Raw genomic sequence first — 8,277 nt, 5'->3', positions numbered from 1 at the left:
TCCAGCTGAATCATATCCTCTATATTCTAACTTAGATAATCCCTCTACTAAAATTTCTGATGCTTTATTTTTTCCTAAATATCCAACTATTCCACACATATTTAATTCTCCCTTTTCTTATTATTTTGATCAGGAAGCATTAAATTTAATATTCAATTTTCTTAGTACCCGATTAATTTTGTTCTAAAAATTGCTTTTTAGGTTTGTTAATCTTTAACGGTAGTACTAATACCGTAGGGCACCCGCCGAAAATTTCGATAAACCCTAACCTCGTCAGCCACGTGGGCTCTGGCGCTTTTATTTAATTTTATTATCTTTTTCCTCCTCTATCCCCCTTTTCTAAATATTCTAGAAAACTGACTATAAATTCTAGCTTCCCTTTAAGATTATATTTTACATTTCAATCTATGTCAAACTTAATTAATAGGTTAATCAAAAATTTAACATTCGAATTTCAAATCAATAATTAACAGTTAGCAGTTTATAATAGCCCCCAAGGCAGCTCTACTAAACCACTAACTGTTATTTGCTATAATGTTATAAAAAATTATTTACTAATTATTTTTTAATTGCTCATAGTTTTCAATGATTAAGTCTATAACTTTCTCATTTTCTATGCCGCAAACTTTATTTATAGTCTTTCTTAGGCCTTCAGCCTTAATTAATTCTTGAACTTCCTTTGCCTTTGCATCATCTTCAGAATTGAATAATAAGCCTGCAGCTATTCCCTTGGCTATAGTAGCATATTCTAAATTATATTCAAGGCATAGTTTCAGTGGAGATACAAGTCTATCTTTATTGGAAAGTTTTCTTATAGGGTCTCTTCCTACACGGGAAACTACATCTTGAAGATAGCTGTTTTCAAATCTCTTTATTACCTTCTTAGAATATTCTTCTAAGGAGCTTATTTCCATTCCATGTTTTATATTTAAAGCCTTTAAGCATTCTTTATGGAAGCTTAAAGCTGTTTCTCTTATTTTTTCATCCATTATTGCTTCATGGATATATTCATATTTTTTAAGATATCCCAAATATGCTACAGTTGCATGAGCTCCATTTAGCATAAATAGTTTTCTTTCTAAATATGGTTCAAGGTTATCTGTATATTCTGCACCATCAATTTCAGAATTTACTTTTACTTTATTTTTTTCAATGTCCCATTCAAAGAAATCTTCAACTAATACATCAATTGGACATTCTTTTACTGCATTTGTATTAGGAACTATTCTATCTACTGCTGAATTTGGGAAGCCTACCTTTTCATCTCAAATCCTGTTGGAATTTTTCCATCTACAAGTTCGTCGAATTTCTTAATTAACCATCCACCTAATGGTCCCATTGCCATTGCTCCAATGAACATTGGGATTGATGATCCGACAACAACACCGGCAGTAGCTATTGCACCAACTACTCCTCCTCTGTCGCCATATACAAGTTTACCACCTTGGAAACCTATTAATATTGGTAGTAAATATTTTAGTAAAGGATCTACTAAAGTAGCTAAAGATTCATTTGGTGTCCAACCTGTTGGTATAAATAATGCCGTAATAATTCCCCAAGCTATAAAAGCTGCTATATTTGGAAGTACCATACTTGATAAAAAGTTACCTAATTTTTGTACTCTCGCTTTTGTACTCATTCTATTTTCCCCCTAATATTTATTTTACCTGATATACGTTTACAAAGGCAGCGCTATTATTTAATCCTTTATAAAGTATATCTTGTAATCTTTATTAAATGATTTATTATTTCTTACAATTACATTATATTTTACAATTATATCGTTTTCAATTTAAAAGACGTTAATTGTGGCAGTCATTTCTTAGGACAAAATTAAAGTTAGAGAAAGCTTGTAAAACATTTATACAAATAAAAAACTACTAAGCCTAGAGCTGTTACCTGCTCTTAGCATAGTAGTTTTATAAATTCATATTTCCTTTAGCTTTCAATTTCTTTAAGCTCTTCCACCGCTTTTCTTGTCAAACGAAGCTGTTCTTCAACCTTCTTCAAATTATTTCTTGCCATTCCTATAAACAGCATATCAATAACAGCCAGCTGGGAAATTCTTGAGCTCATTGCACCTTCTCTTAAGGATTTTTCAACAAAAGGCACATTTAAAACTATATCTGCTATTTCTGCCAATGGATTGTGGATACTTGCTTTAGTTATTGCAATGACAGGTATCCCTTGTCTTTTAGCATTTTCTGCACAGATATTAACTTCCTTAGTTTGCCCTGAATAGGATATTGCTATTACAACATCCCCCTTTTCTAGGATTGCTGAAGATGTTATTTGAAGATGAGTATCTTCATGGGATATACATACCTTGTTTATTCTGCTTAACTTATAATAAAAATCCTTTCCTACTAAAGCTGAGCTCCCTACACTAAATATGTATATTTTTTTTGCCTTATTTAAGGTATTTATTGCTTTTTCTAATTCTTCTTCCTTTAATACGCTTAAGGTTTGATTCATTATGGCATCAATAGAGTTTTTAATGCCATACATAATGTTTTTAACAGATAAATCGCCAGACAAATACTTAAAATCTGAAGCTTCCTCTTCAGTATTTAAGTCTATTGATAGCTGAAGCTTCATTTCATTTAAAGTATTAAAGCCTATTTTTTTAGAAAATCTAACTACAGTAGGAGCTGAAGTGCCTGTTACATTTCCTATTTCTTTTGCAGACATGCCTAATATGCTTTTTTTATTATTCAAAAGATAATCAGCAATTAATTTTTCACTGTCTGTAAAACTTTCATAATTTTGCTTGATAAAATTAAATATGTTCACTATTTCACATCCCTATTGATCTATTTATAAATAATTTTATCAAATTATTTACTCAAGTTACTAATATTAAAGTAGAAACTCCTTCCGGCAGTAATATACTTTAATAAGTATAGATCCTTCTCCAATACTTTTCCAACTACATTAGTTCTTTCGTCAGCCTTCTGTTTTCTTTTAATTATTTGAAGCTCACCCATGTATCTTCCATAATTTTTATTATCTATAGTAATATCGCCGAAATCTTTATCTACTGTATTAAATGGTTCAATAATATTCCCATTTAGTTTTAATCTGCTTTCGCTTGCTCTTATTGCATCTCTTGCTTCGTCAGTTCTACTTGTATAAACATTATTTAACAAGCTTATTATAGCATAATTTTTATCCATAATCTCTATATCAAGTTTTATTGCTCCAGATTTTAATTCAGATAAAGCTTTCATTTCTTCATAACTAGGGAGTGAATCACCGATAAAAATAGATTGATTTTCTAAGGCAATTAAATGATTAGCTGCTTCAACAACATCTAATCCCCTATGAGCTTCTAGAGTTGGAAGTCCATCTTTTAAAGGGCTTCTTTTTCTATTATTAGATTGAACAAAGGCACATGGAACAATTCCTCTATCTAAAAGTATTTTATTTTTTTCTATCATACATTCTTCAGAAATTCCTGTACCTACTCTTGGATAAAAATTATGAAGGGCATCCATATTACTATAATCAGGTGAATATTTATCTAATTCTTTAAAAAACTTTTCTGTAATTGTTGATGCATTTAACTGAACCTTTAAGCCATATTCATTTTTAGTCATTAAGGCTATTTCTTCTTCACTATAGCCAAAATCTATTCTTATTGTTTTAACCCCTAAATTTTTAAGTCCTTTTAAATCCATATTTTCTAAGTTTAAAAACTTAAAGGTATTTGGTGATATATCACTAATGATATCCATATCATAATCTTTTGCCAGTTCTAAAAATTCTTTAACCTCTACTTTTAATACATCATAATTTGCTTCTGGTATATGAAGGGATGTAAATATTCTTGTAAAACCAAGTTCTTTAGCTTCCTTTAATAATTTAATATTTTCTTCTTTAGTATTGTCTAATCCAAAATATACTGAAATTCCAAATGACACTCTAATACCTCCTTCGTTGCTAGTGCACAGTGGTTTTTGTTAATTTTTGTAATGGGGTCAGTCCCCATTACAAGAAAAAGAAGATATTTCGCAGAATATTCTGCGAAAATCTTCTTTTTAATTTTAATAATTCTTTCATAATTCAGTTAGCTGAATTATTTCCTAAATTGTCCATTCTCAATTGTCAATTATTATTCCACTGGATCTTCAAATCCTAATATTGATGTAAAGAAGTATCCTGCTACATATGATGCTACAACACCGATTAAGAATTGAACCATTTTTCCATCTGCTATTAACAATGCAAGTGGTAAGCCTGAAACTCCTAGAGCTACTGAACCAACTTTGAATAATGCCATTACAGCTCCACCAACTCCAGCTCCTAAACAAGCTCCTAAGAATGGTTTTCCAAGTGGTAATGTAATACCGTATATTAATGGTTCACCAATTCCTAAAATTCCTGGAATAAGACCATTTTTAGCTGTTTTCTTTAATCTTTCATTTTTAGTTTTTCTTAATACTGCAAAAGTTGCTCCAACTTGTGCCATACCTGCTGTTGCTAATACAGGTAATAATAATGTATATCCATAATTAGCTATTAAATCTGTATGAATTGGAGTTAATGCTTGATGCATTCCTGTCATAACTAATGGTAAGAATAAAGCACCTGAAATAATACCTGAGAATGCTGAAACTACAATATTTTCTGAAGCTACAGTATTTGCTACTAAAGCTCCAATTGAGTCTGAAATAAATCCACCTATCGGTTGTAATACAGCAAAAGCTGCTAATAATGAAACTGTTAATGTAACTATTGGAGTTACAAAAAGATCTAAAACTTCTGGAACTACTTTTCTAACTGCTTTTTCTATATAAACTGATAAAATAACAACTAAAATAACTGAAATAATACCACCACGGCCTGCAGTTAAAGGTTTACCAAAAAGAGTTATATCTGCTAATGTTGCTGCATTTAATATTGATCCTATTACTCCACCCATCATAGGCATATCTGAACCAAATACTTTAGCTGCATTTACACCAACTAATATTGGTAATATACCAAAGACACCATTACCAATAAGGCCTATTATTTTAGCTGCATTTGTTGCTTTATAAGCATCTCCAAACTGAACATTACAAATATTATTAATTGCTAATATAAGTCCGCATGCAATGAATAAAGGTATTAAAGGAATAAATACACTACCTAACTTCTTTAGTCCTCTCTTAAAAGGTGTATCATTTTTTTCTTTTAATTTTTCTTTTGTAGCCTTGACAGCTTCTTCACCAATTAATACTCTGTTTCCAACTATCTTTTTAACTTCTGAAGTTATTTTAGTTACTTTTCCTGGACCATAAATTACTTGTAATTGACCATTTTCATTTACTACCCCTAATGCTCCTTCTGACTTTTTAATTTTTTCAATATCTGCTAGGGATTCATCAACAAGTTCAAATCTGCAGCGTGTCATGCAGTTTTCTACAGATCTGATATTGTCTTTACCTCCAACTAGCTCAACCAAGTTTTTTGCAATTTCTGCATTTGTCATAATTAACCCTCCCTTATATAATTACATTATTTATTGTTTTGTATATATTTTAAAGCTTTTGCTATATAGCCATTATTTAAATCTAAAACTTCTTTAGCTTTATCCTTTCCTTCTCCTGAAATTATCATTAGAATGGAAAGTTTAACATCATAGTTTGTTTCTTCTAATACCCTTTCTGCTTCTTCTCTTTCAGCACCTGTTGCTTCACAAACTATTCTTTTTGCTCTTTCTACTAACTTTTCATTGCTGGCCTTTACATCAACCATTAGATTTCCGTATACCTTACCTTGTTTTATCATTACTCCTGTTGAAAGCATATTTAAAACAAGTTTTTGGGCTGTACCAGCCTTAAGTCTTGTAGAACCTGTAACAACTTCTGGTCCAACTACTGGTGCTATTTCAATTTTTGCATATTTTGAAATTTCTGAATCCTTATTACAGCTTACTGAAATAGTTAATGCTCCTATCTCATTAGCATAATTAAGGCCGCCTATTACATAAGGAGTTCTTCCTGAAGCAGCTAGTCCAACAACTGTGTCATTTTCAGTTAACTTTATTGCCTTTAAATCTTCCACAGCAAGTTCCTTAGAATCTTCTGCGCCTTCTTTTGCTCTAAATATTGCCTCCTTTCCGCCTGCAATTATTCCTTGAACTAACTCCTCTGATACTCCATAAGTTGGAGGACATTCTGAAGCATCTAGTATTCCAAGTCTTCCTGAGGTTCCAGCTCCGATATAAATTAATCTTCCACCTTTACTCATTCTTTCTGAAATTCCATCTATTGCTTCAGCTATGTTTGGTAGTTCTTTTTCTACTGCTTCTGCTACTTTTTTATCTTCATTATTTATTTTTCTAACCATTTCAAGAGTTGAAACCTTATCTATATCAAATGTATTAGGATTTCTACTTTCTGTGGTTAATTTATCTAAGTCTATTTTCTTCATATTATCCCTCCAAACTAAGTATTATTGACTACGTTTTCATCACACTATTATATTAACACCTTTGAAATAAAATTTCAATAGTTTTTAAAAAATATTTTTATTTATTTCACATAATATTTATTTAAGTTTTTTTAGAAAGCATTTATTATAAAAATAAAAAGGACCCTTATAAGAGTCCCCTTAAAGTTTTCCTAAAAATAATTATTCTCCTTAGGAATTATAAAAAGTTTTAAATAATTTTATTGTATAGTAATTATCCTTAACTGAAGCTAATTCCCTAATTGAGTGCATTGATAATAAGGGAGCACCCATATCCATAACTGGAATTGTTAATCTTGATGAAGTCATAGGTCCTATTGTACTTCCTCCCCTAACATCTGATCTGTTAAAGAAGCTTTGGTATGGAACTCCTGCTGCCTTGCATAAGCCTTCAAAAATTGCAGCATTATAACTGTCTGTACTATAGCTTCCTGAAGCTGCTGTCTTTAAAACAGGTCCTTCTCCTAATACAGGCCTATTTGTTGGATCATGTTTTTCTTCAGCATTTGGATGCACAGCATGAGCTAAATCTGCTGATATCATTATAGAATTTGCTAAGGCTCTATATAAACCTTCCTTATCCTTACCTAAGGCTATAGTTATCCTTTCTAATATGTTTAATAGTAAAGCTGAATCAGCTCCTTGAGCCGTATGGCTTCCTATTTCTTCATTATCAACGCAAACTAAAACATTGGTAGAAGCATTTATATCGCTATCAATTAAAGCCTTCATACCTGCATAAACCATCCATAGGTCATCCAACCTTCCAGCAGATATAAATTCTTCATTTATTCCCATTATTGAGCCTTTTTCTATTTCATATAAGCCTAAATCAAAGCCTATTATTTCATCTGCTTCCATCTTTAATTCTTCAGCTAAAATCTTTATTAAGTAATTATCTTTTTCAAATTTCTCATTAATTAATCCTAATAAAGGCAGAGTATCTTTTTGCTTATTTACTCCAAAGCCTTCATTTACATTTCTGTTCATATGAATTGCCACACTAGGTATTATAACTACAGGTCTATTTATATTTATAAGCTCTACTTTTGGCTTAAGAGGACTTTTTCCCTTTAAGGCAACCTTTCCTGCAATTCCTAAAGGTCTATCAAACCATGTATAAAGCAGTGGTCCTCCATATACTTCTGTATTTAATTTTATATATTTATTTTCAGATAGCATTTCTGGCTTTGCCTTAATTCTAAAACCTGGCGAATCTGTATGAGCTCCAATTAATTTAAATCCAGCTTCCTCTACCTCTCCCTTTCCAACAGTAAAGGCAATAAGGGCAGAATCATTTTTTGTAACATAATACTTACCTTCCTTTTGTAAGTTCCACTTTTCCTCTTCCTTTATTTCCTTAAATCCCCTTGAAGATAATATTTCTTTAATAGTCTTTACTGAATGATATGCTGTAGGACTTTTATATAAAAACTCTATTAAATCTGCTGCTAATTGCTTTTCCATTATAATCACTCCTTAACTTAAATTAACTATATTATACCACATTTAATATAAATCAATTATTAAATAGTTTACCCTTCTGTTAAAACTTAATAATGCATTAAAAACTGTAAATATAAACAGTTTTCTATTTAAAAGTATTTTTCCAAATAAAAAATGTTAATATTCCATAAAAAAATTTCCTTAATTTCATCAATAATTATATAAATTTTGGTATTAAATCTATTATAATAGAAAAAGCCATTATTTCAAATAGAAAACTGTTTATATTTACAGTTTTTAATGCATTATTAAGTTTTAACAGAAGGGTAAACTATTTAATAATTGATTTATATTAAATGTGGTATAATATTT

General features: G+C 30.5%; 6 protein-coding genes and 2 pseudogenes. All 8 read right to left on the bottom strand.

What is annotated here, in order from left to right; genetic code table 11:
• Window positions 1–99, bottom strand: a pseudogene (locus KQI16_RS12275) (class II glutamine amidotransferase); the annotation flags it as partial.
• 455 nt (window positions 100–554) lie between these two features.
• Window positions 555–1,064: a hypothetical protein gene (locus KQI16_RS12270; protein ID WP_442861811.1), complete on the bottom strand. Its 510-nt coding sequence runs from the start codon at window positions 1,062–1,064 to the stop codon at window positions 555–557.
• A gap of 197 nt (window positions 1,065–1,261) precedes the next feature.
• Window positions 1,262–1,639 (bottom strand): annotated as a pseudogene (locus tag KQI16_RS12265) (PTS transporter subunit EIIC); the annotation flags it as partial.
• A gap of 299 nt (window positions 1,640–1,938) precedes the next feature.
• Window positions 1,939–2,793: a MurR/RpiR family transcriptional regulator gene (locus KQI16_RS13265; protein WP_216434819.1), complete on the bottom strand. Its 855-nt coding sequence runs from the start codon at window positions 2,791–2,793 to the stop codon at window positions 1,939–1,941.
• Between the two features lie 44 nt (window positions 2,794–2,837).
• Window positions 2,838–3,923 carry a DUF871 domain-containing protein gene (locus KQI16_RS12255; protein WP_216434817.1) on the bottom strand — a complete coding sequence of 362 codons (1,086 nt, stop codon included), beginning with the start codon at window positions 3,921–3,923 and terminating at the stop codon, window positions 2,838–2,840.
• Between the two features lie 191 nt (window positions 3,924–4,114).
• The gene (locus tag KQI16_RS12250; protein WP_216434815.1) at window positions 4,115–5,476 is read right to left on the bottom strand and encodes a PTS transporter subunit EIIC; all 1,362 of its coding nucleotides are present in this window, start codon (window positions 5,474–5,476) and stop codon (window positions 4,115–4,117) included.
• Window positions 5,477–5,502: 26 nt separating this feature from the next.
• Entirely contained in the window at window positions 5,503–6,420 is a 918-nt protein-coding gene (gene murQ, locus KQI16_RS12245; RefSeq protein ID WP_216434813.1) for an N-acetylmuramic acid 6-phosphate etherase, read from the bottom strand.
• A gap of 210 nt (window positions 6,421–6,630) precedes the next feature.
• Window positions 6,631–7,926: a M18 family aminopeptidase gene (locus KQI16_RS12240; protein WP_216434811.1), complete on the bottom strand. Its 1,296-nt coding sequence runs from the start codon at window positions 7,924–7,926 to the stop codon at window positions 6,631–6,633.
• Between the last annotated feature and the right edge of the window lie 351 nt (window positions 7,927–8,277).

This window comes from Caproiciproducens sp. MSJ-32 (assembly GCF_018918055.1).
In the GTDB taxonomy this organism is placed as follows: Bacteria; Bacillota; Clostridia; order Clostridiales; family Clostridiaceae; genus Clostridium.
This window is presented reverse-complemented; position numbering and strand designations above follow the sequence as displayed.

Excerpts from the sequence above, each read along its gene's own strand:
- KQI16_RS12270 (WP_442861811.1), bottom strand. The coding sequence starts at position 1,064 with ATGCTAAATGGAGCTCATGCAACTGTAGCATATTTGGGATATCTTAAA.
- KQI16_RS12250 (WP_216434815.1), bottom strand. The coding sequence starts at position 5,476 with ATGACAAATGCAGAAATTGCAAAAAACTTGGTTGAGCTAGTTGGAGGT.
- murQ (WP_216434813.1), bottom strand. The coding sequence starts at position 6,420 with ATGAAGAAAATAGACTTAGATAAATTAACCACAGAAAGTAGAAATCCT.
- KQI16_RS12240 (WP_216434811.1), bottom strand. The coding sequence starts at position 7,926 with ATGGAAAAGCAATTAGCAGCAGATTTAATAGAGTTTTTATATAAAAGT.